28 protein-coding genes are annotated in these 24,946 nt (G+C 58.9%); 11 read left to right on the top strand and 17 right to left on the bottom strand.

Annotated elements, in window-relative coordinates; all coding sequences use genetic code 11:
- Both V1261_RS06145 and V1261_RS06140 read right to left on the bottom strand, forming a co-directional pair.
- Window positions 1-330, bottom strand: coding sequence for a TrbC/VirB2 family protein (locus V1261_RS06145; RefSeq protein WP_329770745.1), 330 nt, complete (start codon window positions 328-330; stop codon window positions 1-3).
- Between the two features lie 18 nt (window positions 331-348).
- Window positions 349-939, bottom strand: coding sequence for a lytic transglycosylase domain-containing protein (locus tag V1261_RS06140; protein ID WP_329770744.1), 591 nt, complete (start codon window positions 937-939; stop codon window positions 349-351).
- A gap of 94 nt (window positions 940-1,033) precedes the next feature.
- Here V1261_RS06140 and V1261_RS06135 point away from each other — a divergent pair, with 94 nt between their 5' ends.
- The 8 genes from V1261_RS06135 to V1261_RS06100 are packed head-to-tail and all read left to right on the top strand — an operon-like array spanning window position 1,034 to window position 7,905.
- On the top strand, window positions 1,034-1,435 hold the full coding sequence (locus V1261_RS06135) for a hypothetical protein (protein ID WP_329770743.1): 402 nt from the start codon (window positions 1,034-1,036) through the stop codon (window positions 1,433-1,435).
- Window positions 1,429-2,217: a VirB8 family type IV secretion system protein gene (locus V1261_RS06130; protein ID WP_329770742.1), complete on the top strand. Its 789-nt coding sequence runs from the start codon at window positions 1,429-1,431 to the stop codon at window positions 2,215-2,217. The genes V1261_RS06135 and V1261_RS06130 overlap by 7 nt, the downstream gene beginning before the upstream one ends.
- On the top strand, window positions 2,204-2,917 hold the full coding sequence (locus V1261_RS06125) for a TrbG/VirB9 family P-type conjugative transfer protein (RefSeq protein ID WP_329770741.1): 714 nt from the start codon (window positions 2,204-2,206) through the stop codon (window positions 2,915-2,917). The genes V1261_RS06130 and V1261_RS06125 overlap by 14 nt, the downstream gene beginning before the upstream one ends.
- Before the next feature lie 3 nt (window positions 2,918-2,920).
- A complete protein-coding gene (locus V1261_RS06120) occupies window positions 2,921-4,108 on the top strand; it encodes a TrbI/VirB10 family protein (protein ID WP_329770740.1) in 1,188 nt (395 codons plus the stop codon).
- A complete protein-coding gene (gene virB11, locus V1261_RS06115) occupies window positions 4,105-5,145 on the top strand; it encodes a P-type DNA transfer ATPase VirB11 (protein WP_329770739.1) in 1,041 nt (346 codons plus the stop codon). The genes V1261_RS06120 and virB11 overlap by 4 nt, the downstream gene beginning before the upstream one ends.
- Window positions 5,136-5,660, top strand: a complete 525-nt coding sequence (locus V1261_RS06110) for a hypothetical protein (protein ID WP_329770738.1) — start codon at window positions 5,136-5,138, stop codon at window positions 5,658-5,660. Before virB11 ends, V1261_RS06110 begins: the two co-directional genes overlap by 10 nt.
- Window positions 5,657-7,342, top strand: coding sequence for a type IV secretory system conjugative DNA transfer family protein (locus V1261_RS06105; protein ID WP_329770737.1), 1,686 nt, complete (start codon window positions 5,657-5,659; stop codon window positions 7,340-7,342). Before V1261_RS06110 ends, V1261_RS06105 begins: the two co-directional genes overlap by 4 nt.
- Entirely contained in the window at window positions 7,342-7,905 is a 564-nt protein-coding gene (locus V1261_RS06100) for a TrbM/KikA/MpfK family conjugal transfer protein (protein WP_329770736.1), read from the top strand. The genes V1261_RS06105 and V1261_RS06100 overlap by 1 nt, the downstream gene beginning before the upstream one ends.
- Before the next feature lie 58 nt (window positions 7,906-7,963).
- Here V1261_RS06100 and V1261_RS06095 read toward each other — a convergent pair whose 3' ends face one another.
- From V1261_RS06095 to galU, 15 genes are all read right to left on the bottom strand, one after another.
- Window positions 7,964-8,722, bottom strand: coding sequence for an enoyl-CoA hydratase (locus V1261_RS06095; RefSeq protein ID WP_329770735.1), 759 nt, complete (start codon window positions 8,720-8,722; stop codon window positions 7,964-7,966).
- A 9-nt stretch (window positions 8,723-8,731) separates the two neighbouring features.
- Complete coding sequence (gene argB, locus V1261_RS06090) at window positions 8,732-9,622, bottom strand: acetylglutamate kinase (protein WP_329770734.1); 891 nt, start codon at window positions 9,620-9,622, stop codon at window positions 8,732-8,734.
- Window positions 9,623-9,865: 243 nt separating this feature from the next.
- Complete coding sequence (locus V1261_RS06085) at window positions 9,866-11,104, bottom strand: ATP-binding protein (protein ID WP_329770733.1); 1,239 nt, start codon at window positions 11,102-11,104, stop codon at window positions 9,866-9,868.
- A 136-nt stretch (window positions 11,105-11,240) separates the two neighbouring features.
- Complete coding sequence (locus V1261_RS06080; RefSeq protein WP_329770732.1) at window positions 11,241-11,624, bottom strand: VanZ family protein; 384 nt, start codon at window positions 11,622-11,624, stop codon at window positions 11,241-11,243.
- 42 nt (window positions 11,625-11,666) lie between these two features.
- Window positions 11,667-11,930 (bottom strand): BrnA antitoxin family protein, encoded by a 264-nt coding sequence (locus V1261_RS06075; protein ID WP_329770731.1) that lies wholly within the window; start codon window positions 11,928-11,930, stop codon window positions 11,667-11,669.
- 167 nt (window positions 11,931-12,097) lie between these two features.
- Complete coding sequence (locus V1261_RS06070) at window positions 12,098-13,093, bottom strand: WaaS/CpsH family glycosyltransferase (RefSeq protein WP_329770730.1); 996 nt, start codon at window positions 13,091-13,093, stop codon at window positions 12,098-12,100.
- Window positions 13,086-13,634: a serine O-acetyltransferase gene (locus tag V1261_RS06065; protein WP_329770729.1), complete on the bottom strand. Its 549-nt coding sequence runs from the start codon at window positions 13,632-13,634 to the stop codon at window positions 13,086-13,088. Before V1261_RS06065 ends, V1261_RS06070 begins: the two co-directional genes overlap by 8 nt.
- Window positions 13,634-14,770, bottom strand: a complete 1,137-nt coding sequence (locus V1261_RS06060) for an NAD-dependent epimerase/dehydratase family protein (RefSeq protein ID WP_329770728.1) — start codon at window positions 14,768-14,770, stop codon at window positions 13,634-13,636. The genes V1261_RS06065 and V1261_RS06060 overlap by 1 nt, the downstream gene beginning before the upstream one ends.
- Before the next feature lie 52 nt (window positions 14,771-14,822).
- Window positions 14,823-15,380, bottom strand: coding sequence for a dTDP-4-dehydrorhamnose 3,5-epimerase (gene rfbC / locus V1261_RS06055; RefSeq protein ID WP_329770727.1), 558 nt, complete (start codon window positions 15,378-15,380; stop codon window positions 14,823-14,825).
- Complete coding sequence (gene rfbA / locus V1261_RS06050) at window positions 15,377-16,267, bottom strand: glucose-1-phosphate thymidylyltransferase RfbA (RefSeq protein WP_329770726.1); 891 nt, start codon at window positions 16,265-16,267, stop codon at window positions 15,377-15,379. Before rfbA ends, rfbC begins: the two co-directional genes overlap by 4 nt.
- Before the next feature lie 30 nt (window positions 16,268-16,297).
- A complete protein-coding gene (gene rfbD, locus V1261_RS06045; RefSeq protein ID WP_329770725.1) occupies window positions 16,298-17,224 on the bottom strand; it encodes a dTDP-4-dehydrorhamnose reductase in 927 nt (308 codons plus the stop codon).
- Window positions 17,225-17,227: 3 nt separating this feature from the next.
- Window positions 17,228-18,292: a dTDP-glucose 4,6-dehydratase gene (gene rfbB / locus V1261_RS06040; protein WP_329770724.1), complete on the bottom strand. Its 1,065-nt coding sequence runs from the start codon at window positions 18,290-18,292 to the stop codon at window positions 17,228-17,230.
- Between the two features lie 15 nt (window positions 18,293-18,307).
- Window positions 18,308-19,204: an exopolysaccharide biosynthesis polyprenyl glycosylphosphotransferase gene (locus V1261_RS06035; RefSeq protein WP_329770723.1), complete on the bottom strand. Its 897-nt coding sequence runs from the start codon at window positions 19,202-19,204 to the stop codon at window positions 18,308-18,310.
- A gap of 6 nt (window positions 19,205-19,210) precedes the next feature.
- The gene (locus V1261_RS06030) at window positions 19,211-19,579 is read right to left on the bottom strand and encodes a hypothetical protein (RefSeq protein WP_329770722.1); all 369 of its coding nucleotides are present in this window, start codon (window positions 19,577-19,579) and stop codon (window positions 19,211-19,213) included.
- A gap of 114 nt (window positions 19,580-19,693) precedes the next feature.
- A complete protein-coding gene (gene galU, locus V1261_RS06025; protein ID WP_329770721.1) occupies window positions 19,694-20,587 on the bottom strand; it encodes a UTP--glucose-1-phosphate uridylyltransferase GalU in 894 nt (297 codons plus the stop codon).
- Window positions 20,588-20,808: 221 nt separating this feature from the next.
- Here galU and V1261_RS06020 point away from each other — a divergent pair, with 221 nt between their 5' ends.
- From V1261_RS06020 to V1261_RS06010, 3 genes are all read left to right on the top strand, one after another.
- Complete coding sequence (locus V1261_RS06020) at window positions 20,809-22,131, top strand: ISL3 family transposase (protein WP_329770720.1); 1,323 nt, start codon at window positions 20,809-20,811, stop codon at window positions 22,129-22,131.
- Between the two features lie 193 nt (window positions 22,132-22,324).
- Entirely contained in the window at window positions 22,325-23,647 is a 1,323-nt protein-coding gene (locus V1261_RS06015; protein ID WP_329770719.1) for a capsular polysaccharide export protein, LipB/KpsS family, read from the top strand.
- Window positions 23,637-24,938 (top strand): lipopolysaccharide biosynthesis protein, encoded by a 1,302-nt coding sequence (locus V1261_RS06010; RefSeq protein WP_329770718.1) that lies wholly within the window; start codon window positions 23,637-23,639, stop codon window positions 24,936-24,938. The genes V1261_RS06015 and V1261_RS06010 overlap by 11 nt, the downstream gene beginning before the upstream one ends.
- Window positions 24,939-24,946: the final 8 nt, after the last annotated feature.

Genomic DNA, 24,946 nt, shown 5'->3' with positions numbered 1-24,946 from the left:
TCAGCCGATGAACCAGCCGGCCAGCTGCGCGGCCGCACCAATGACAACGGCACCGACCAGCACCGGCGAGACATCGCTGATGCGCTTGTGGTTGAAGGCGATCTGGTAGCCGGCAAAGACGAAGGCGATGGTGACGACGGTGATCGAGATCGGCACCAGGGCATCGCGGATCTTGATCAGGAAGCTGCCGACCTTGCCGCCATTGACCAGATCGGCGGCGAGCAGGTCTGGTGCATGGGTCAGGCACAGACTGACCAGCAGCAGCATGCCGAGCGGCTGCAAGCGACGCAGCACGGAGGGACGATGGGCAGGGGCGAAGGATGTGGACATGGAAGTCTCCTGAGGTGGTTAGAAAACGAAACGGGTATCGCCGGGAAGAGCCGGCAGAGCAACGGCGGCGGGAATGCTGGAAAGAGAGGCAGGCGGCGATTCGCTCCGCTGCGCTGGGGATGTGGCGCGCTTGCCATGGCTGGCCGGCTGGCGCCTGCCGACTACCGGAATCGGCATCGCCTGCCCCGTGGCCGCTGGCTGCATGTGCGCCATCACCTTCTGCACGTAGCCATGGCGGAAGCCGGTGGTGAAGTTGCCGGAGTAATAGCAGCTGAAGGCCTTGCCCCAGTCGCCGGCGCGCTGGTAGCACTCCTGCAGGATGCGGCTGCCGGCGCGCAGGTTGTCGCAACTGCCAAACGCCTGCTCGTAGCTGTTCAGGCCCTGGCGCCTGAGGTTGTAACGGTTGACCTGGGCCAGCCCGAGCGAGAAGTTGTAGCCCTGCTGCTCCAGCATATTGGCCGTTGCCACGGCTTCGGGCAGATTGCGTGGCTGGCGCGCGAGGCGGCCACCAACCACGCCGATGGCATAGGGATGAAAGCCGGATTCGACCCGGACCACGTGCTGCAGCACGGCGGCGGGAACGGCCAGGTTGGGGCAATCGGGCATCATGGAGGGAATCGCATCAAATATTTGTACAAATTTCGTTTAAACGAATACTTACGATGTAATATAGCACCTTATTACACGTTGGAGCGAAAATTTGATGCGCCCTGAAGCAAAAACACTACTCTCTCTTGGCCTGGTCCTGCTGAGCGCTTGTGCCAGCGATGGCGCGCCCAACTTTGGCGGGTCGTGGCAGCCGGTCAACCGCTATCCGTCGGCGGCTGCCACCACGCCCACCTATGTCATCAGCGCGCGCGATGCCAGCCTGCGCTCCTTGCTGCAGCGCTGGAGTACGCAAGACGGCCTGCAACTCGATGACCGCCTGAACCAGGACTACCCGCTGCCGGCAACGCTGACCGGCTTCCGCCACCTGTCGCTGCCACAGGCACTGCTGGCCTTGCAGACGCTGTATGCACGCGAACAGGTGATGCTGGAACTGCAGGGACGCCAGTTGCTGGCGTGGCAGGATGGGGCCGCCGAATGCAGGGAGGCCACATGCTGAAGCGCCCTGTCGATCCTGCACACCCCTTGCTGGTGGCGGCGCGCGATTTCGAAACCGGCCTGATCGAACGCAGCCGCCTGAGCGAGCGCAAGGCCTGGCGCGTGGCTGCTGCCTCCAGTCTGCTGACGCTGCTGCTGGCCGGTGGTTATGTGCTGTTGCTGCCGCTGAAGCAGCAAGTGCCCTATCTGGTGATGGCCGATCCGGCCCACGGCACCAGCAGCGTGGCGCGCATCGAGATGCCGCAGGCTGCGGTGAGTGCCAGCGAGGCACTGAACAAGAGCCAGGTGGCGCATTTCGTGATTGCGCGCGAATCGTATGACTGGGACTTGCTGAACCGGCGCGATAGCCGGCTGGTACAGGCCATGGCCAGCGGTGCCGTGCTGAAAGAATACGAGGCGCTCTACAGCAACGGGCACCCGGACAACCCCGACACGCTGTATGGCCGCGCGCAATCGCTGCGCGTGCGCATCCTGAGCACGGTACTGAACTGGAACGATGTCGGCAGCGACGCTGACAGCCCGGTGCCGCGCACGCCGGTGGCGGCCAGCGTGCGTTTCGAGCGCTGGCTGTTCGACAAGGCCAGCGGCCAGTCCCGCCTGCTCGATACCCGGCTCGCCACGCTGAAGATCGGCTACGACGCGACGCTGGAGATGAACGAGGACGCGCGCCTCGAAAACCCGCTGGGCTTTCGTGTGCTGGCCTACCGTGTCGATCAGGATGCGTTCAGCAGCGCTGCAACACCCAGCACCCCGTCTGCAGGAGAACGCGATGCTGCCTTCTAGACCCGCATGGCGCGCGCTGCTCTGCCTGTTGCCCCTGCTGTCGCAGGCCGTGCAGGGCGGCGTGATCCAGGAATACCGCTACCAGCCCGATGCCGTCTATGCCGTGCGCACCGGCCAGGGAATTGCGACCCAGATCGAGCTCGAGGCCGATGAACAGGTGCGCGATTTTGGCACCGGCCAGAGTGGCAGCTGGGAGCTGGTACGGCGTGACCAGGTGTTCTACCTGAAGCCGCGCCACGCGCAGGCCGCCACCAATATGCATATCCGCACCGACCGGCGCAACTACCTGCTGGAGCTGCAGGTGCTGGGCCATGGTGCGCTGACGCCGGCACAGGCACGGCGCCAGGGCGTGCACTACAAGGTGCGCTTCCGCTACCCCGATGCGCCGGCGCGTCAGAACGCGAATGCGGAGCCGGAGACCGGCCCGCAACACGATGCCTACAGCTACTCCGCCAGCGATGACGCCGCCTGGCTGCGCCCCGAGCGCGTCTTCGATGACGGACGCTTTACCTATATCGATCTGTCGCATGACCTCCCCTTGCATGGCGGTCTGCCTGCCGTATTTGGCCGGCAGCAGCAGGACAGCGGGGATTTCATCATCAACAGCAGCTACCAACATGGGCGCATCACCGTGCATGGCGTCTATCCCTATCTGGTGCTGCGCCACGGCCAGCAGGTGCTGGGACTGCGACGGGAGTAAGGCATGGCATTCACATTCCGCCTCGGGCAACAGCCAGCTGTCACACCTGAAACCTCCAGTGCCGCCGATGGGGCACTGCTGGCCACAGAACCAGTGCTGCGAAGCCGCCAGCGGCCACGGCTGAACCGCAAGGCGCTGGTGTTCGCCGCCATGCTGCTGGCCGGCAGTGCCGCCATGGTCGCCTGGAGCATGAGCCGGCTGCCCTGGAGCGATGGCCCCAGCAGTCCAGCACGCAGTTCCGGCGAGCGCGTGGAACTGCCGCAGCAGAGTTTCCAGGCCAGTGCCAGTGCGCCCGCCGCCGCGCTGTTGCCGGATACCTTGCCGCCGCTGCCGCCCTCCGGTCTGCCGTCTGGCCAAGTCACCATGGCGCTGGCCGGGCAGACCGCCCTGCCCACCCCGGTGGAGACACTGCCGGAACCCAGCTTGGCACCTGTGCCACTGGCTCGCCCGCGCAACCCCGCCCCCAAGCTGGCGCCGGAGCCTAGCCCCACCAGCACCAGCGCCGGCCCGCTGGTGGAATCAGCCAGTCCGCCTGCCGCCGAATCCGGTCAAGGCACTGCGCTGGTACAACGTGTCCAGCACCCTGCCACGCTGCTGCCGCGCGGCCGCGTGATCCGCTGCGTGCTGGAAACACGCATCGTCAGTGAGATCGCCGGACTGACGTCCTGCATCGTGACCGAGCCGGTGTACTCCCTCGGCAACCAACTGCTGATCCGGCCTGGCTCGCGCATCAGCGGCCAGTACCAGGAACAGCTGGGTGCCGCCGATCGACTGGCAGTGATCTGGGAGCGCCTGCTGACACCCGACGGGCTGGACGTGCAGTTGATGAGCCCCGGCGCCGATGCGCTCGGTGGCAGCGGCCATCCCGGCGTGGTGGACAAGCACTGGGGCGAGCGCGTCAGCTCGGCGCTGCTGGTCAGCCTGATGAGCGACGTGATGCAGATCGCCGCTGCCAGGCATGCCCCGGCCGCCGCCAGCCCGAGCACCACCAGCATCTCGGTTGACAGCGGCAGCCTGGTGCAGCAGACCAACCCCTACCAGAGCCGCACCGCCGACACGCTGCAATCGGCGGCGCAGACCGCGCTACAGGCTGGCGCCACGCGCGCACCCACCATCACGATCGCGCAAGGCCAGCTGATCACGATCCAGGTGGCGCGCGATATCGACTTTGCCGGAGTGCTGACGCCATGACTACCGACCCGCTGGCCCGGCTGCCCGACGGCTTTCTGCAGTACCAGTACCAGATGCTCGGCATTGCCGACTACCTGACGCGGCCGGACGTGACCGAAATCTGCATCAACCGCCCCGGCGAGCTGTTCCTGGAGACGCACGCCGGCTGGCAGTGCGTGCCGGTGGCCGGCCTGACGCCGGAACGCGTGCGCCATTTCTGCACCACCATCGTCAACGAAAGCCAGACCGGCCAGCGCATTACCGCGGCCGAGCCGCTGGTCTCGCTGACTTTCCCGTCCGGGCAGCGCGCCCAGTTCATCATTCCACCGGCGGTAGAGGCCGAGCGCGTCTCGATCACGATCCGGCTGCCCTCGCGCCAGCCGCCCTCGCTCGAGCAGTATGCGGAACAAGGCTTTTTCGAGCAGTTGGCGCCACAGACACAGCGCCTGCCGGCACACGACCGCCAGCTGCTGGAGCTGTTGCACCAGGGCCGCCATGCCGATTTTTTCCGGCTGGCAGTGCTGCAGCACAAGACACTGGTGGTGTCCGGCGCCACCGGCAGCGGCAAGACCACCTTCATGAAATCGCTGGTCGGCCATATCCCGGAACAGGAGCGGCTGGTGACGATCGAGGATGCGCGCGAGCTGTTCATTGCGCAGCCGAATGCGGTGCACCTGCTCTACTCCAAGGGTGGGCAAAGCCTGGCCCCGGTCAGTGCCAAGAGCTGCATGGAAGCGGCGCTGCGCATGAAGCCAGATCGCATCATCCTGGCCGAGCTGCGTGGCGACGAGGCCTTCTACTTCATCCGCAACTGCGCCTCCGGCCACCCGGGCTCCATCACCAGCTGCCATGCCGGCAGCGTGGCGCAGACCTGGGACCAGCTGGCGCTGATGGTCAAGGCCTCGCCCGAAGGTGCCGGGCTGGAGTTTGGCGTGATCCAGCGCCTGCTGCAGCAGACCATCGATATCGTCGTGCATGTGCGCGCCCACGCCGGCAAGCGCCAGCTCACCGGCATCCATTTCGATCCGCAGGCGCAGCTGGAGGCCACATGCAGCTGATGCACCGGATCGCCCTGCTCCTGCTGCTGGCACCGGCCGCCGTACTGGCGCGCCCGTCACCGCTGGCCGGGCAATGGATGTGTGCCAGCACGCCACAGCAGCTGCCGGCCCTGCTGCAAATCCCCGCCGGCCAACTGCGCCAGCAGGCCGCGCTGCGTGCTACTGCCGACGGCCACTGGCACAGCAACACCCTGCTGACGCTGGTACCCACCGATGGCAGCGCGCCCACGCACTTGCGCCTACAACTCGGCGGCAATAGCCAGCTGCGCGGTCGCCAGTGGCAACAGCAGGTGCTGCAAGCGCAACTGCTGCCCGCAGCAGTCCCGGACCGATCCCTGCCGGCTGCCGCACAACGCCAGTTCGAGGCGCTGGTGCTGTCCTTGCTGCGCGATGCACACGTGCGCCATTACCGATTGCTGCCGTCCGGCCCGGATCAGCTATTGCTGGCACCGATCCCGGACAACCGGCACCACCCACGCCTGGCCTGCCAGCGCATGCCGGAATCGCCCATATGAACGCCCCGCTGCGCCTGACACTGTCGCTGGCTAGCCTGTTGTTGCTGGCGGTCGCCGGCAGCTGGCTGTCCGGCTGGTTGCTGCTGCAATGGTGGAGCCTGCCCGATAGCGCCACGCCCTGGCTCTGGCCGCAGTACCTGCTGCTGCACTTGCCGCAGCTGCAGCCCCACCGGCAGGCCATCCGTATCAGTGGCGGCATCGGCCTGGGCCTGGCGATGCTGCTCTGGTTCGGCACGCTGGTACTGCTGTGGCGCCCGTCCCCGCGCAGCCTGCATGGCGATGCACGTTTTGCCAGCCGCGCCCTGCTGCGCCGCGCCGGCCTATTCCGCAACGCGGCCGGCGGCCTGCTGATCGGCCGCAGCGGCGGGCAACTGCTGCGTGACCACGGCCAGCGCTTTGTGCTGCTGGCCGCACCCACGCGTTCCGGCAAGGGCGTGAGCGTGGTGATTCCGGTGCTGCTGGACTATGCGCACAGCGTGGTCGTGCTCGATATCAAGGGCGAAAACCATGCGCGCACCAGCGGCTACCGCCGCCGCATCGGCCAGCAGGTATTCTGCTTCCAGCCCTTTGCCGCCGATGGCCGCAGCCACCGCTGGAATCCGCTGCAGCATGTGTCCAGTGACCCGGCGCGCTGTGCCGGCGACCTGCGCGGCATCGCCCAGGTGCTATACCCGGAAGGCGACAACAGCGGCAACCAGCGCTTTTTCACCGACCAGGCGCGCAACAGCTTTGTCGCACTCGGCCTGTGCCTGTTCGAGCGCCATGCGCGTGACCGGCGCCTGCAGCTGCCCAAGGCACAGCCCCCCACGCTGGGCCAGCTCTACCGCCTGTCGATCGGCGATGGCCGTCCGATGCGCGACTGGCTGCAGCTGCTGGCAGACGACGATCTGCTGTCTGACAGCTGCCGCACCAGCCTGCGCGCCCTGTGCAGCCAGGCCGATGACACGCTCAGCAGCATCCTCGGCAGCCTGCAGGCACCACTCGGACTCTGGGCCGATCCGCAGCTCGATGCCGCCACCAGTGGCCACGACATCGCGCTGGACCAGGTGCGGCGCCAGCGCATGACGGTCTACCTGTGTATCACGCCGGACCGGCTGGAACAGGCGGCGCTACTGGTGCGGCTGATCTTTTCGCTGCTGGTCCGCGACAACACGCGCACCCTGCCGGAGCAGGATCCGACGCTGCGCCACCCCTGCCTGTTGTTGCTGGACGAGTTCACCAGCATGGGCCGCATCGATATCCTGGCGCAGAGCGTGAGCTATATGGCCGGCTACCAGCTGCGGCTGCTGACGGTGATCCAGAGCATGGCCCAGCTCGATGCCGTCTACGGCACGGAGCAGGCACGCAACCTGGCCACCAACCACGCCACGCAGATCCTGTTTGCCCCGCGCGAGCAGCAGGATGCCCGGCTCTATTCGGAGATGCTGGGCAACACCACACAGCGCCGCCAGCAACGCAGTCAGGGCCGCGATACCAGCCATACCGAGATCCTGGACAGCCGCCCGCTGCTGCTACCGCAGGAGGTCAAGGCACTCGGGCCACAGCGCCAGATCGTGCTGATGGAAGGCCTGGCCGATGCCGCCCTGCTCGACAAGATCTGCTACTACCGCGAGCGGCGCTTCCGGCAACGGCTGCTGCCCGCCACCCCGATTCCCCTGCTGCCCCCAATGGAGCCCACCTGATGCGCAAATCCCTGCTGATGCTTTCCTTGCTCGGTGTCCTGGCCCTGCCCGCGCAGGCGCAACAACCTGCGCTGTTCACCGGCATCACCCGGCTCGCCTGCGAAGCGCTGCTCTGCCTGTCCAGCGGCAGCCATCCGGCGGCCTGTGCGCCAGCGCTGGGCTACTACTTTGGCCTGCGCAAGCTGTTCCGTACCGACCTGTCCACGCTGACCAAACGGCTGAACTTCCTCAACCTGTGCCCGAGCGCCAGTGCCGATGCCAACATGCAATCGCTGACACTGGCGATTGCGCAAGGGGCCGGCTATTGTGATGCCGCCAGCCTGAACCGCAACACCTACGAAACCACGATCCGCGTCTGCCCGTCCCGCAGCGGCCCCATGTGGTGGCGCTACGACGACAGCGATTGCACGCAGCAAACCGTGCAGGCGATCGACCCGGCCATGCCGCGCCACTGCACGGCCTACTACCAGCACGGCTATGTCGCGCCCGGCGACCTGAAGCCGCCGCGCTATGTCGGCAAGCCAGGCTACGACGGTCGCTGGGTGCCAGCCCCCGCCCCATGACAAAACACCCCGCCGCAGACAGATCTGCAACGGGGTGCAGGCGTTCAAGCCGAATCGCTCAGTGGAACTGCGGTGCGCGCTTTTCCATGAAGGCGGTGAAGGCTTCGCGCGCGGCCGGTTCGCCCAGCATACGCGCAAACACGGTGGCCTCTTCGGCCAGGCGCTCCAGCAGCGCGGCCTGCTGGCCCTGCTTGAGCAGGCGCTTGGTTTCCAGCAGCGAGCTCATCGGCTTGCTGGCCAGGCGCTGGGCCTGCGCCAGTGCCAGCGCATTGACCTCGGTCGGCGCGGTGATGCGATTCACCAGACCGATATCGCGGGCGGTTTCGGCCAGGAAAGGCTCACCCAGCAGCAGCAACTCGGCCGCACGCTGGTGGCCGACGAGTTGCGGCGCCAGCAGGCTGGAGCCGGCCTCGGGACACAGGCCCAGGTTGACGAAGGGCATGGCAAAAGCGGCGTTGTCACCGGCATAGACCAGGTCGCAGTGGAACAGCATGGTGGTGCCCACGCCCACTGCCGGCCCCGCCACGGCGGCGATCAGCGGCTTGGGAAAAGTCACCAGCTGGCGCAGGAAGCGAAACACCGGCGCATCGGTGCTGGTAGGCGGATGCTCCAGAAAGTCCTTGATGTCGTTGCCGGCGGTGAACACGCTGGCATCGCCCTGGATCACCAGCACGCGCACGGCATCATCGCTTGCGGCCTGCTGCATGGCCTCGGCCAGCGCGCTGTACATGGCTTCGGTCAGCGCGTTCTTCTTGTCCAGGCGGTTGAAGGTGATGGTGGACACGCCGCCATCGGTATGGATCAGGATATCGCTCATGCCCCCTCCTTACGCTGCGCGGATCATGGTGCCGTACGGCGTATCGGTGAGAATTTCCAGCAGCATGCTGTGCGGCACACGGCCATCGATGATGTGCACGGCATTGACACCGCTGCGCGCAGCGTCGATCGCGCCGGCAATCTTGGGCAGCATGCCGCCGGAGATGGTGCCATCGGCGCAGAGCTCATCGATGCGGGCCGAGGTCAGTTCGGTCAGGAGCTGGCCCTGCTTGTCGAGCACGCCGGGGATATTGGTCAGCATCAGCAGTTTTTCGGCATTCAGCGTCATCGCCAGGTGCGAGGCGACGACGTCGGCGTTGATGTTGTAGCTCTCGTTCTGTTCGCCAAAGCCGATCGGGCTGACCACCGGAATGAACTGGTCGTCCTGCAGTGCCTTGACCACGCTCGGGTCGATGCTCTCGATGTCGCCCACCTGGCCGACGTCGTGCTCCTGCGCCGGATCGTTCAGGTCCTTCAGGCGCAGCTTGCGCGCGCGGATCATGGCGCCGTCACGGCCGGTCAGGCCGACCGCCTTGCCACCGGCCTGGTTGATCAGGCCGACGATGTCCTGCTGCACCTCGCCGCCCAGCACCCATTCGACCACTTCCATGGTCTCGGCATCGGTCACACGCATGCCCTGGATGAAATGGCCTTCCTTGCCCAGGCGCTTGAGCGCGGTCTCGATCTGCGGACCGCCGCCGTGCACCACCACCGGGTTGATGCCGACCAGCTTGAGCAGCACGATGTCTTCGGCAAAGGCCTTTTGCAGTGCCGGATCGGTCATGGCATTGCCGCCGTATTTGATGACCATGGTCTTGCCATGGAACTCGCGGATGTAGGGCAGCGCCTGGGCCAGGATGCCGGCCTTGTCGATGGGGGTGAGGAGGGTCTGGTCAGACATGGGGATTTCGCCTGGTTAACGGCACGTGGTGTGCCATGACATGGACAACAGATCCCCTGCGCGGGGAATCCGGGTACAGCTGGCAATTTAGCATAGGTGCGGGACGAACGGCGCACCTGTCTGGGCCCCGCTCAGGGGCAATCAGGGAGCAGACAATCCGCACGATCGTGAGGATTCCTGGCAAAAGCAGGCCATTTCAGCAAGAATCCGCACGCTCATGCGGATTCTGAAAATATCCGCCGTTCATTCGCCCCACAATGTCGATAGCGGAGCCGCCCAGAGGCCATCGCCCACCGGCAGGGTTTCATCCCCGTCATACAGCAGCACGCCCATGCGGAACTGCTTGCCAGCCAAGCCCGCCCATTTTTTCAGGCCTTTGAAATCGGCTTCACGCACGGTAGCAGCGGCCTTGATCTCGACCCCAATGAGCTGGCCTGCCGCATTTTCAACCACGATATCGACCTCGACCTGCTCCCGATCCCGGTAGTACATCAGCTGGTAATCCCCATCGGCACTGGCGGCCAGGCGCAACAATTCCGCATAAACAAAGGTTTCGAGTACATGGCCGAAACGACTGCGGTCCTGCTGCAGCTCGACTTCTCCCAGGTCCAGCAAGGCAGACAACAAGCCCGAATCGACAAATTGCAGCTTGGGGGTCTTGATGACGCGATTGAGGCGATTATTGGCCCATACCGGCACCCGCCGCAGCAGGTACATCTGCTCAAACGCAGCCACATAGCGCGCGGCCGTCTTGCCATCCAGACCCAGTTGCCCTCCAAGCTGGCTGTAGTTACACAGCTGGCCAGCGGTTTGTGCCAGTGCCCTCAAAAAGCGAGGCAGCTGATCCAGCTTGTCAATACCAGCCACATCCCGCACATCGCGCTGGATCAGGGCATCGACATACTGCCGGTACCAGGCCACGCGCCGCCGTTGTGTGGCACGGGCCACGGCTTCCGGATAGCCTCCGCGCAAGACTCGCTCTTCCAGGGCCGCCTGCCGCGCAGGTGCACCTGCTGGCGGTAGCTGGCCGGCGAATACGGTATCCAGCCAATTGCGCGTACGCCCTTCCATCTCGCTCTGCGACAGCGGCAGCAATGTCAGGGTTTCCATGCGGCCTGCGAGCGAGTCCGCCACTGTGGGCAAGGCCATCAGGTTGGCTGAGCCGGTGAGCAGAAAGCGCCCGGGTCGGCGGTCTTCGTCCACACTTTTCTTGATGGCCAGCAACAACTGCGGCGCACGCTGGATTTCATCGATGATGGCGCGGTCCAGACTGCGGATCATGCCTGCCGGGTCTTCCCGCGCGGCCAGTTGCGTGAGTTCATCATCCAGCGTGAGGTAACGCCAGTCAGGATCTGCCAGCTGTCGCACCAGCGTGGTCTTGCCAGACTGGCGTGGTCCGGCCAGCAGTACGACGGGCGTGTCCTGCATGGCCTCGGCGATGCGCGACGTGATATGGCGTGGGTACAAGACATCTGCAGACATGTCGCGATGATAGCGGCAAATCCGGAATCAAACATCCGCCAATCCGGAATTTGGTTGCGGTAATTTCGGAATATAAACGCGGCAGATCCGGAATCAAATCACCGCCAATCCGGAATCTGCAGCCCGCCACCAGCGCTCAACGCACCCGGCTACCTTCACGCCACACCAGCATGCCAAGCGATGCCCCCACGCCAATACCGATGCTGTTGGCCAGCAGGTCCAGCAGGCTGGTAGAGCGACCCGGCACAAAGCCCTGCAGCCATTCGGTGAGCACGGCAAAGCTGAACAGGCCGAGCAGCAGCCAGGGGCGGCCGCGGCGGCCAAAAGCGCGCCAGCCGGTGAAGGCGAGTACGGCAAAGAAGGTCAGGTGCACCAGCTTGTCCACATGCTGCAGCAGGCCGCCTTGCACGTGCACGCTGCGGTTCAGGAACTGCAGCCAGGCGGCCAGCTCCTGCACGGCGGTGCCGGGCACCAGCAGCATGATGAACACCGCCAGAAAAGATACCGAAAACAATCTCACGCACATACTCCTGCATGGTTGTGCAGCCCAGACGGGCGGAAATCAGCGGCCACGCTGCACATCGGCTTCGAGCACCATACGCACATAACGCGAATAGGGAATGCCCAGAGCCTCGGCCTTGGCACGTATGGCGTTCATCAGTGAAGACGGCAGGCGCATGTTCAGGGAGGCTTCCTTTTTGGACAGCTCAAAGCGCATGGGCTTGAATTCCGACAGGTCGTACTCGGACAAGTCGGCCGAATCCACAAAGCGCTCCGCCTCTTCGTCACTTCGCAGTGCCGAAAATTTCTTGCTTTTGGCGTTCATGGTAGTCAAACTCCTTCTGATGCATAGAACAGACTGCATTGGAGCAACTGCGCGGAAAGCGGGTATCTGGCATCGTCACACTAGGCTCACAAGTCCAGAGCCAACGCAATAGTGGAGTGTTTCAATGGACGAACTGCCGAACCGCTCCGACCAGCTTTAGCTTAGCCTTATAACCCCAGTACTTCATCGAGCCAGCCTGACAAAGAATATTTATCCTTCAGGCTCTTGCTCAACGGCTTATAGGGCGTCGAGAAAAAATCATCTGGAACCTTCAATTTATCACCGCGTTTGAACACCAGTATATTGGCCGGATCATAAAAATCATAATCAATCACTTGTGGATTGGTTGTGATCAGTTTCTTCTCAGCCCCAAGCGCCTCGAAGGTTCGCATGGTCAGTCCGGTTTGCTTGGGGTGCTCAATATCCAGAATTGCCAGCGACTGCGAAAAGATCAATTGCACCCGATCTTTGGAAATCGAGTTAAAACTAAAGTCCTTACGCTGGGAGCCAGCCATTTTTCTATCCAACAGTCGGCGCACCGTGTACACCCAAGGAGCCTGCAAAAACAAGAAAAAGAATGTCCGCACGTTTGGTGGCAGCGCAGCACGAACGCTTTTTACAACCTGGTAGCGATCTGAATGTGCAGTCCCAACAAAACTCAGATCAAACTCCGAAGGAATTTTTCCAGATTCACTATAACCGGGCACATAAAATAATGGCCGGAATTTTAAATTGTACGAAGATGCATCACCCCGATCAAAAGTACTCACCACATCGAAATACGCAAGATTCTTTTTGACATATTTTTTATTGCCAAACGAATCCCACATATACAACACGAATTTTGCGCCAGGGTTCTGCTTACGTAGCTGCTCCAGAATGGTCGGAGTGAACGCCTCTCCAATTACCACAAAGACAATACCAAATTTCGCGTCACTAAATTCCCGAATCTTCTCAGCAAGTTTTTTTTCAGAGTACCAAGAAATTGCCGGCCGAAACACGCGGGCTACCGCCTTCAGAACCGAAGAAGAAAAAGGCCTATCCGAAAGAAAAGTTACTTCCGCACCCCGCCTCTCCAACTCCTTTTGAATTTCAACTTCGTAACCAAAAAATTTTGGCGCTACCAATAAGACTCGCTTATGCAGCATGTCAGCATCAGACATTATCAAGCACCTTCACAACTTTAGCAGGAATTCCAACTGCCACACCATTTTCTGGCACATTCTCAATTACTACAGCATTCGCGCCAATCTGACTGCCATTGCCCAACTTGATTCCCCCAAGCACTTTGGCACCGGCTCCAATAATGACGTTGTCCCCCACTTCGGGGCGCGTTTCAGCCGTAAAACCCAAATCTGCTTCGCGCGCACCCAGTGTCACACCTTGAAATATTGTGGCATTAGTACCGATGGACACGGCGCCTATGACGGTTCCACTCGTGTGCGGAAGCATCAATCCTGGACCGATCTGGCAACGCGGAGTACATTCAACACCGAATAGCAGAAGGTTAAGCCAAGTCAACAATAATCCAAATGGCTTAAATAGCGTGTGCCGCCACACTGCTGCAGCCAACCTTATCAGGAACACGGGAAGAAACCTGGGATTTACCAGTTTCATCAAAAGATGAATAACACCGATTTCATCCGGCTTGCGCTGACTCAGTCGTGCTGCATCACACCGCAGCGTATGAAAAAAAACACTCATCAACTCTCACCCATGAGACCTTTAGAGCGCAGTTCTTCGACAGATTTTTCGTATGCATCTGCACTTTGAGGATCTTCCGAGGATGCCCACTTGAGGAATTCATTGATCCCCTGCCTAAAGCCCACTTGAGGTTCAAAGCCCAACGCAGTTTTTATTTTAGTCATATCAGCTACATTATGGCGAATATCACCCAAACGGAATTTACCAGAAACTTCAACAGCGCTATGCCCACCAAAATATTCATTGATGACATTGGCAATCTCGATCACAGAAGTCTTGATGCCAGTACCCACATTAAAGCTATCAACCATACCGCGATCTTGGCATTCCAGTGCGAGCTTTGTCGCCATGACGACATCATCGATGTAGACAAAGTCCCGTGACTCCAACCCGTCTTCATACACTTCAATTTTCTTCGCTTGACGAGCCAGATTGGAAAAAACCGCCAAAATTCCAGTATAGGGATTTTTAAGCGATTGCCCAGGTCCGTATACGTTTTGATAACGCAGGGCAATGCCCTTCAATCCATTCGTTTTTGCATGCATCAGGATAGCCTGCTCTTGTACCTGCTTGGTCAAGCCATACACAGACATCGGCTTGAAGGGGGCAGACTCAGCGGTGGCTCGCATCTCAACCTGCGTTCCACAAACAGGACATGCAGGTTCAAAGTGGCGATTAGTCATCGCACCATATTCGCGTTGCTCAGGAAACACCTCTCCGTGCTCCTGACAGTAATACGCCCCCTCTCCGTAAATAGCCCGACTCGAAGCAACGACCAATGTTGTCAACTCTGGCGCCACTTTTTCGTTCTGGAGCAGATCCAGCATGATGGCAGTGCCCTGTACGTTCACGCTGTAGTAGCGTTCAATTTCATACATGGACTGTCCAGTCCCAGTTTCGGCTGCCAGATGCACGATTCCTTCCACGCCCTGCAGCCCCTTTCTCAGAGCGTCACGGTCACGAATATCTGCCTTGATCAACTCTACACGACCATCCAGATCAGCCGGGAGCGTATCTACCGTGTGTACCTGCGGGCTGAAGTTATCCAGAATTCTGATTTCGTGTCCGCTTGCCAGCAACACTCTTGCCAGACGTTGACCAATAAAACCTGCACCACCTGTTATCAATACTTTCATTACAATTCCTTCACGAACACAAACTTCAATCAATCACCAGCACATCATTGCTTCACACCATGTTGGCAACTTCCTGCAGCGTTAGAGCCTGCTGATCTTTCGCTGATAGCTGAGGCTCGACAATGCCATTGTCAGCCAAGGGCCAATCAATATTCACGGTCGGATCATTCCAGGCCAGACTTGCCTCGTACTGCGGCGCGTAGTAATCGGTTGTCTTGTAGAGGAATTCCGCCGTGTCGCTGAGCACCAGAAAGCCGTGCGCCAGGCCAGGCGGGACCCACAGCATGCGCTGGCTCTCTTCGCTGAGCTCCAAACCAAACCACTGGCCATAGGCGGGCGAGTCCTTGCGGATATCCACGGCCACGTCAAACACCTTGCCACGCACCACGCGCACCAGCTTGCCCTGGGCCTGTTGCGTCTGGAAATGCATGCCGCGCAGCACCCCCTTCGCGGAGCGGGAGTGGTTGTCCTGAACGAAGCTGTGGTTGGTGCCAGTCAACTCGTCAAACACGCGTTGGTTGAAACTTTCGAAGAAGAAACCACGTGCATCGCCAAAAACGCGAGGCTCCAGGATAAAAACGTCGGGGATCGTAGTCTTGATGGCATTCATGCGTGATCTCCATGCTGCAGCATACGCAGCAGATACTGGCCGTAACCATTTTTCTTCAAGGGCTCCGCCAACTTGGCCAGCTGGGTATCATCGATATAGCGCAGGCGCCAGGCGATTTCTTCCGGGCAGGCGATTTTCAGGCCCTGGCGGCGTTCCAGCGTGGCGATGAAGTGGCTGGCCTCGAGCAGGCTTTCGTGCGTGCCGGTATCGAGCCAGGCATAGCCGCGCGTCATGGTCTGCACCTGCAGCTGGCCGCGCTCCAGGTAGGCCTGGTTGACGCTGGTGATTTCCAGTTCGCCGCGGGCGCTGGGCTTGACGTTTTTCGCGATCTCGATCACGTCGTTGTCGTAAAAATACAGGCCGGTGACGGCATAGCTAGACTTGGGCTGGGCCGGCTTTTCCTCGATGCCAATGGCCTTGCCATGGGCATCAAACTCGACCACGCCGTAGCGCTCGGGGTCGTGCACATGGTAGGCAAACACAGTGGCACCTTCCGTGCACTGATGCGCCTGCTCCAGCAGGTGCGCCATGTCGTGACCATAGAAAATGTTGTCACCCAACACCAATGCGCAGGGATCATCGCCAATAAACTCCTCACCGATCAAGAAGGCCTGAGCCAGGCCATCCGGGCTGGGCTGAACAGCGTACTGCAGCTTGATGCCCCACTGCGAGCCATCGCCGAGCAGTTGCTGGAAGCGCGGCGTGTCCTGCGGCGTGGAAATGATCAGCACTTCGCGGATGCCGGCCAACATCAGGATGCTGAGCGGGTAGTAGATCATGGGCTTGTCGTACACCGGCAACAACTGCTTGCTGATGGCCAGGGTGGCGGGGTGCAGACGGGTGCCGGAACCTCCGGCGAGGATGATGCCTTTGCGATTGATAGTCATGTCAATAATCTTGCTGTTGATAGATGGGCCTCAGGCCAGGATTTCTTGCAGCATACGATCCACACCCTGCTGCCACGGCGGCAAGGTCAGGCCAAGCGCCTGCTGCAGGCGCGTAGTGTCCAGGCGCGAGTTGGCCGGGCGTTGCGCCGGTACCGGATAGGCGCTGGACGGGATGGCGGCGACGGCCTCAGACGCGACGCGCAGGGCCACACCCTGGCCTTGGGCCTGTGCCAGCACATGCTGCGCGTAGCCATGCCAGCTGGTTTCACCGCTGGCGGCCAGATGGTAGGTGCCTGTGCAGGCGGTATCGCCAGCCAGGTACTGGCGCACGGCATGCGCGGTCACATCGGCAATCAGTTCTGCGCCGGTGGGTGCGCCCCATTGGTCGTTGATGACGCTGAGGGCATCACGCTCCTGCGCCAGGCGCAGCATGGTCTTGGCAAAGTTGCCGCCGCGTGCGGCGTAGACCCAGCTGGTGCGGAAAATCAGGTGCGCTGCACCGCTGGCGCGGATCTGCTGTTCACCAGCCAGCTTGCTGTGGCCATAGACGTTGAGCGGGCCGGTAGAGGCATCGACTGGCCAGGGCTGCTGGCCACTGCCGTCAAACACGTAGTCGGTGGAGTAATGCACCAGCAGCGCGTCCAGTGCCTGCGCCTGTTGCGCCAGCACGCCTACGGCGGTGGCGTTGATGGTGTGGGCCAGTTCGGGCTCGCTTTCGGCCTTGTCCACCGCTGTGTAGGCAGCGGCATTGACGATGACGTCGGGCTGCAGCAGCTGGACGGTACGTGCCAGCGCGTCGGGGTCGGCCAAATCACCGTGCAAGGGCTGTCCCTGCCAGTGCGGGTTGCTGGCTGCATCACGGCCGAGTGCCCAGAGTTCCCCCAGTGGGGCCAGGCTGCGCTGCAGTTCCCAGCCAACCTGCCCATTCTTGCCCAATAACAGAATGCGTTTTGTCATGGCTCAGCCCTGCTGGTATTGTTTGCTGACCCAGTCACGGTAGGCACCGCTCTGGACGTTTTGCACCCAGGTCGGGTTGTCCAGATACCACTGCACGGTCTTGGCGATGCCGGTGTCGAAGGTTTCGGCCGGTCGCCAGCCGAGTTCACGTTCCAGCTTGCGTGCATCGATGGCGTAGCGGCGGTCGTGGCCAGGACGGTCAGTCACATAAGTGATTTGTTCAGCGTAGCTCTTGCCGTCGGCACGCGGGCGCAGCTGGTCCAGCAGGCGGCAGATGGTCTGGACGATCTCGATATTGGGTTTTTCGTTCCAGCCGCCAACGTTATAGGTTTCACCCAGCTGGCCGGCTTCGAGTACGCGGCGGATGGCGCTGCAGTGGTCGGTGACGTAGAGCCAGTCACGCACCTGCATGCCGTCGCCGTAGATCGGCAGCGGCTTGCCGGCCAGGGCGTTGACGATCATGAGCGGGATGAGTTTTTCCGGGAAGTGGTAGGGGCCGTAGTTGTTGCTGCAGTTGGTAGTGAGTACCGGCAGGCCGTAGGTGTGGTGGTAGGCGCGCACCAGGTGGTCGCTGGCGGCCTTGCTGGCGCTGTAGGGGCTGTTGGGCTCATACGCGTGCTGCTCGGTAAAGGCCGGCGAGTCCGGGCTGAGGGTGCCGTAGACCTCGTCGGTGGAGACGTGCAGGAAGCGGAAGGCGGCCTGCTTTTCCGGCGACAGGCCGTTGTAGTAGGCACGGACCGATTCGAGCAGGTGGAAGGTGCCAACGATGTTGGTCTGGATAAAGTCTTCCGGGCCGTGGATGGAGCGGTCTACGTGGCTTTCGGCGGCGAAGTTGATGATGGCGCGTGGCTGGTGTGTAGCCAGCAACTGATCAACCAATGCCTTGTCGCCGATATCGCCCTGGACGAAGATGTGGTTGGGGTTGTCCTGCAGCGAAGACAGGGTTTCCATGTTGCCGGCATAGGTCAGCTTGTCGAGGTTGATCAATACCTCATCAGACTGCTTGAACCAGTCCAGCGCAAAGTTGCCACCAATAAAGCCGGCTCCGCCGGTTACAAGAATACTCATTTTTTCCTCAAAAAATTAACGCGCACCGAAGCCGGTGAGCATGGTACGAATGGTCTTGAAGACGATGATCACATCCAGCCAGAATGAGAAGTACTTGATGTAGTAGAAGTCGTGCTCGATCTTGATCTGGGTTTCATCGGCGCCCGTGGCGTAGCCGTACATGACCTGAGCCCATCCGGTAATGCCAGGCTTGACGATGTGCCTGTACATGTAGAACGGCACCTGTTCCGATAGCTCATCGGCAAATTTCTTGTATTCAGCACGCGGACCAATCAGGGCCATGTCGCCCTTGAGCACGTTGAAGAATTGCGGCAGCTCATCAATGCGTACCTTGCGGATAAAGCGGCCAATACGGGTAATGCGCTTGTCGCCATGGCTGGTGGTCTGCTGCTGGTTGACGGTCTGGTTTTCCGTCATGCTGCGGAACTTGTACATCTTGAAGGGCTTTCCCCGGTACCCTACCCGCTCCTGGTTGAAGAAGATGGAGCCGCCATCTTCCAGCTTGATCAGGATGGCTGTGACCAGCATGATCGGCAGGGTGATGGGAAAGGACAGGATGATCAGCACTGATTCCAGCAGGTACTTGATCCACATGTACATGGGCGACGGCAGCAGCGAGCCCAGGTTGTTTTCGTACATGTGCTGGATCTTGATGCGACCGGTCAGCGACTCTTCTGCCTGACGAATGTTGTAGACCAGGCGATGCTGCAACGCACATTCGGCCAGGAATTTTTGCCACTCGTCTGGCATGTGGGGAGTGTGCAGATCCGCCACGATGGCGTCAATGCGAACTCCTTGCGGCATGCGCGGCTCTTCCAGACGATACCAGTTGACCCCTTCGATGCTTTCTACATGATCGGCCCGGCCCATCGGCACATAGGCCAAGGTCATGCGGTGGGAGCGGCGCAGCATATAGGCCTACGCCATCAGCCAGAGCAGGCTCAGCGTAAACCCAATGGTCAGGTAGGGAATGCTGTAACTCATCCGGAACAGGAACAGCACACCCAACAGGACACCATACCATCCCAGCAACACCGGAATACTGGCCAGCACGGAACGCGTCCCTGGAAACCAGTTCATCTTACGTAAGCTGAGCATGGTGGCGACAAAGCCAAGCCCCACCAGCAAGACATTCCAGCTCTCGTACAACTGGCCTTGCGGCAGCAGGTGGCGCCAGGCGGGCAGGAGCAGCAGCGGCAGGCCACAGACGAAGAGCAGGCCCAGCATCAGCCTGAGGTAGAAATACTTGAACATGTGTGGCTCTTGGCCACCGTTGCCATTTTTCATGGTGCGTATCCTCGCACAGGAGGTACAAGAGGATTGTGCATTTGTACACTCCAAGCTGTGCGAACGGGGATCATTGCAAAAGTTTGTGGTTGAAAGGGTACAGGGAATCAATGGTTACGACTGCAGACGACCTGTCAGCCATTGGGAAAAGTCCATACCTACTTCCGGGTGTTTTTGCGCCAAATCGACTGTCGCTTGCAGGAAGCCAAGCTTGCTACCACAGTCATAACGGGTGCCCTGGTAGCGGTAGGCAAAGACCTTTTCGCGGCGCAGCAGGGAGGCGATGGCGTCGGTGAGCTGAATTTCGCCACCAGCGCCGGGCTGGACATGGGCGATTTCGTCAAAGATGCCGGGAGTGAGGATGTAGCGCCCCGCCACAGCCAACGTGCTGGGTGCTTCTTCTGCCTTGGGCTTTTCGACAATACCACTGACATCCAACAGGTGCTCCTTGACTTGCGTGCCGGAAACGATGCCGTACTTGCGCGTGTCTTCACGCGGCACGTCCTGCACGGCCAGGATGCTGGCACGCCATTCGTTGTACTGGGCAATCATCTGCGTCATGATAGAAGGTTGCCCCACCATCAGATCGTCTGCCAGGATCAAGGCGAACGCCTCCTGCCCAACCAGTTCACGTGCGCACATGACGGCATGGCCCAAGCCGAGTGCGCGGTGCTGGCGCACATAGACACACTGCATGTCATCTGGCTTGATGCTGTGGACAACATTCAACAGCTCCTGCTTGCCTGCGGCCTCCAATTCGGACTCCAGTTCGTAGGCGGTGTCAAAATGATCTTCAATTGAGCGCTTGGTGCGCCCAGTCACAAAGATCATCTGACGAATTCCGGCTTCATAGGCCTCTTCGACCGCATACTGGATCAAAGGCTTGTCCACGACAGTCAACATCTCCTTGGGGCTAGCCTTAGTGGCAGGCAGGAACCGTGTACCCAAGCCCGCAATCGGGAAAACTGCTTTACGTAGCACAGCGCTCGATACCGACAAATTTGTCATAAAATTGCAATAAATGAGTAATCTATCCAGCAATTATAACCATATGGCATACTCATCCTGTCAAGTTTGTAGAGCACCAACTCCTGTAGTCCTTCTGATACATTTATAAAACAATTAATGAAAAAGCGTGGCTCTATGCCGTTTCCAGTGGGAATTGACTTCTCAACAAACATGATGATCGGTGGTACAACCGCCCGACACTGACGCTGACCTCGCACCGCATGAACACCCAGATTGAAGCCCTCTTCACCACCGCGCTCGGCCTGCAGCCGCCCTGGCACGTCGCCAAGGTCGAGCTCAACACAGCCAAGCGCCGGATCGACTTCGAGGTCGAGCACACCGGCGGTCGTGCGACGTGTCCGGCGTGTGGGGTCGAGCACCAGCTGATCCACGACCGCGTGCGGCGCAGCTGGCGTCACCTGGACTTCTTTCAGTTCGAAGCGTGGCTGCATGCCGAGATCCCGCGCGTGCAGTGCAAGGGCTGCGGCAAGACCACGCAGTTGCCGGTGCCGTGGGCGCGTGAAGGGAGCGGCTTTACCCTGCTGTTCGAGGCGCTGAGCCTGTCGCTGTGCCGGGAGATGCCGGTGCGCCAAGCGGCCAACCAGTTGCGCGTGGCGCCCAAGCGCCTGTGGCGTCGAGTGCGCCATTACGTCGAGGTGGCCCGTGCCAAGGACGACATGTCGGGCGTGCGCTACGTCGGGATCGACGAGACCAGCGTCAAGCGCGGGCACGAGTACATCACCGTGGTGCATGACCTCGAGGCCAAGCGCTTGCTGTTCGCCACTCCCGGCCGCGATCACGGCACGTTGCAGGCCTTTGCCCAGGACATGCGTGCGCACGGTGGCGATCCGCTGGCCATCGAGCATGCCTGTATCGACATGAGCGCGGCCTACGCCAAGGGGATCGGCCAGTCGCTGCCCAATGCCCGGATCAGCTACGACCGTTTTCATGTCGTGGCGCTGGCCAACGCGGCGATGGACGAGGTGCGTCGCGAAGAGATGCGCAGCTCGGCGGCAGCGGTGCGCGAAGCGGTCGGCGCGCAGAGCAAGAAGACGCTGCGACAGCTGCTGTGGGGCATGCGCAAGAACCCGGTGGGCTGGACCCATGCCCAGTTCGAGGCGATGCACTGGCTGCAACGCTCGAATCTGAAGAGCGCGCGCGCCTGGCGCCTGAAGCAGGCACTGCGGCTGGTCTATCGCGATGCAGCCGCGAGCAACAACGAAGAGATCGCGCAAGGGGCCATGAGCAAATGGCTGAGCTGGGCGCGCCGCAGCCGCCTGGAGCCCTTCAAGCGGCTGGCCCTCACCCTGAAGGCGCACCTCGGTGGCGTCGTGCGCGGCATGCTCGACGGACGCAGCAACGCCTACGTCGAAGCGATGAACGGCCTGCTCCAACAGACCAAGACCGCCGCCCGAGGCTTCCGCAACGTCGAGAACTTCATTGCCATGGCCTACCTGCGCATGTCCAAGCTCAAGCATCTACCGCAGAACCCCCTGGTGCCGGCCGTCGCCCGCGACTACGGGCGCTACCGTCATGTTTGTTGAGAAGTCAATTCCCACTGGAAACGGCATAGAGCCAAAAGCGTATGCGGAAATAGCGATAAGAAAACAAGAAAATCAAATGCCAATTCGCCCCACGAGAAATTACCAACAACTGTTGTGCAAACCGAAATCCATTCACAGGCAATAAATCATCGTCTAGCATTTCAATGAAAAATAAATACAACAGGTCGACAGAATGAAATATCTCAGCATAATATATTACGACTCATTCGCAAGATTTTTTCACTCGATCGAAGAGGAAACCAAAAAAATTGACCCGAATGCTGAGTTTCTCCATTTATCCATCTTTCCCAGCGCTTGGCTCTACATGCTGGCGCGAAGAAAAAAAACTGTGCTACTTCCGCTCAGAATATTTCTGCGGCGAAATTCAGGAGGCAAAAGCGAGCATGATGATGTATTAGAAAAAATCGCAAAATATCACATTACGACTGGGGAAGAGCGCGGCTCAATTTACATAGAAAAAACAAAATTACGCGCCGAGAAGTACTTACATCTAATGCAAGAAATTATCTCCAATTACAATCCCGATGCAGTAATCTTCTCTGGCGACACACGAATTGCATGCGAAGCCCTACAACACCACCTCACCTCTATTAATTTCACGGGAAAACGCTACTATTTTGAGCAAGGCCCAAACTCAACAACAATTCTCGACAATACAGGGGTAAATGCAAATTGCTCGTTCCGATTCAAAACCGCCGAGCTCACAGGATATGGCTTTGAACCAGAGGCAACAGTCAGAAATAAGCGCTACAAGCGCAATCCAATCTATCGAGGCCTAGACTACCTCATAGTCAGCGCATTAAAACTCATCAACAAAGTCCCTCCCGAATGGGATAAGCTTTCATTCAAAAAAATTACAGAAAATGAATATAAAGAGTGCACCAAAAAGCCTTACGCAGACGCAAATTCAAAGAAACCCGAAATTTTAGTTGCATTACAAGTACCAGATGATGCCAATAACATCCACCACAATCCCAACAATATTACAGACGAACTACTATTTCAGTGGGTAGTTAGCGCCAGCAAAACATTAGGCATGCCGATTAAATTTAGGGAGCATCCACTATATAGGCGCAAATATACACCGGGCTTTTACCAGAAAGTCAAAACTACAGAACACACGTACATCTCAAGCGCTAGCCTAGATGACGATCTAGCTAACGCTGCGGTAGTGATAACCGTAAACTCAATGACCGGACTGGACGCGTACTTGAAGCAAATTCCCGTAATCGTCTTAGGCAACTCATTCTACGACCACCTACCAGGCATAATTCACACCAAAACCCGTGAACAATTCGAATCCCATCTGATCGATATACCCAAACAAGGCAACCAAATAATTAAAAAACAAAACCCTCAAAAAATCTTTGCGGAAATGAAAAGCAAATTCTTCATTAACGGTCACTTCTTGGATGAAAACTTATCTTCACACAAGGACATCGCAAAGATTATCACAAACAGCAAAAGTAGCCAGAGCAGAACAGATGAACATTAAGGGCGTATATTATGGCGTAGCGTCTAACATAGCGGGCAATATGCTCATGCTAATTGCTACATTGTGGCTGACACGCATCATGAGTCCTGAGGAATTCGGCATTTTCCGTGTAGGTTCAAACTTCTCCGTTTTAATGATCCCGTTTCTAGCACTAGGAATCGAACGATTAATTAGTCGCTATATCCAAAGTCAATCCAACTATCGTCACTCAGTCGCCAGCGCCCTAATAACATCTGCTGCACTTGTATGCACTGGCATAATGCTATTAGCGGCAAGTTTTACAATTCTCTCAGAGCATATATTTAACAACAACTTGCCAGCATCAATCTATTATGCCAGCATCGCAATTATGCCATTCACCATAGCGTACAATATCGCCAATACCATTTGGCGCCATGTTGATGATCCTGCGCAAGCACAAATTGATTTAAATTTCACACAGCGAATAATTAGAGCCCCACTGCTAGTAGCATGCACACTGGCAATTCCCAGCGCATTATCAGCAAGCCTTGCCATGTTAGCAGCACAAGCAATTTCATTATTCCGAACAAGAAAAAAATACAATCAATTTATAGGGCAAAGGAAAATCACGTTAAAAAAATCCATTAAGATCAACTCTCGTCAGTTACTCTCAATAGGCATTCCAGTAGCACTCTTGGCTTCTGTTGATAGACTGGATGTCTTACTAGTAAATGCCGTATTAGGGGCCAGCAAAGCGGGGAGTTACGACCTGATTTTTATGCTTGCCATGACTGCCATGTTTCCAGCAATGGCACTATCAAAAACCACAGAGCCATATTTGCGCGGACTTTCCTCAGACGCCGACAAACAAAAAAAGTTGAAGCAATTACAAACTCGTGCATTTATAATTTCATGCGTGGCATTAGCTTTAATTTCATTACTCACCCCAATTCTAGCAAAGCATCTTGGAAATGCTGGCCCAGATTTCACTCAATCCGCCTTAATTCTTTCCACAGGCATTGCGTGCTCGACTGCATTTGGCCCAACATTCGAATATCTTCAAATCAATAACAAAACACTGCTTGCATTAATCATCACCATATCTTTGCTGCTAGCATTTCTGGGATTCAAGTATTACGCCGCAACCAGAGGATCAATGATAGCTATTGCCGGCCTGGCTGGTCTTTTCTATTTCACACTCCGACTTTCAATGGCCATCTACATTAGAGCCACAGATAAAATCATGCTTGCAAACCCAATTACAATCGCAATCTCTACAACCATCTATGCAATCGCGGCAATATATAATGCTCATACATACTTGATATAAGCAATACT

This window comes from Brachymonas sp. J145, from assembly GCF_036312245.1.
In the GTDB taxonomy this organism is placed as follows: Bacteria; Pseudomonadota; Gammaproteobacteria; order Burkholderiales; family Burkholderiaceae_C; genus Brachymonas; species Brachymonas wangyanguii.
Note: the sequence above shows the minus strand (reverse complement) of the source record. Positions and strands in the feature narration are given on the sequence as shown.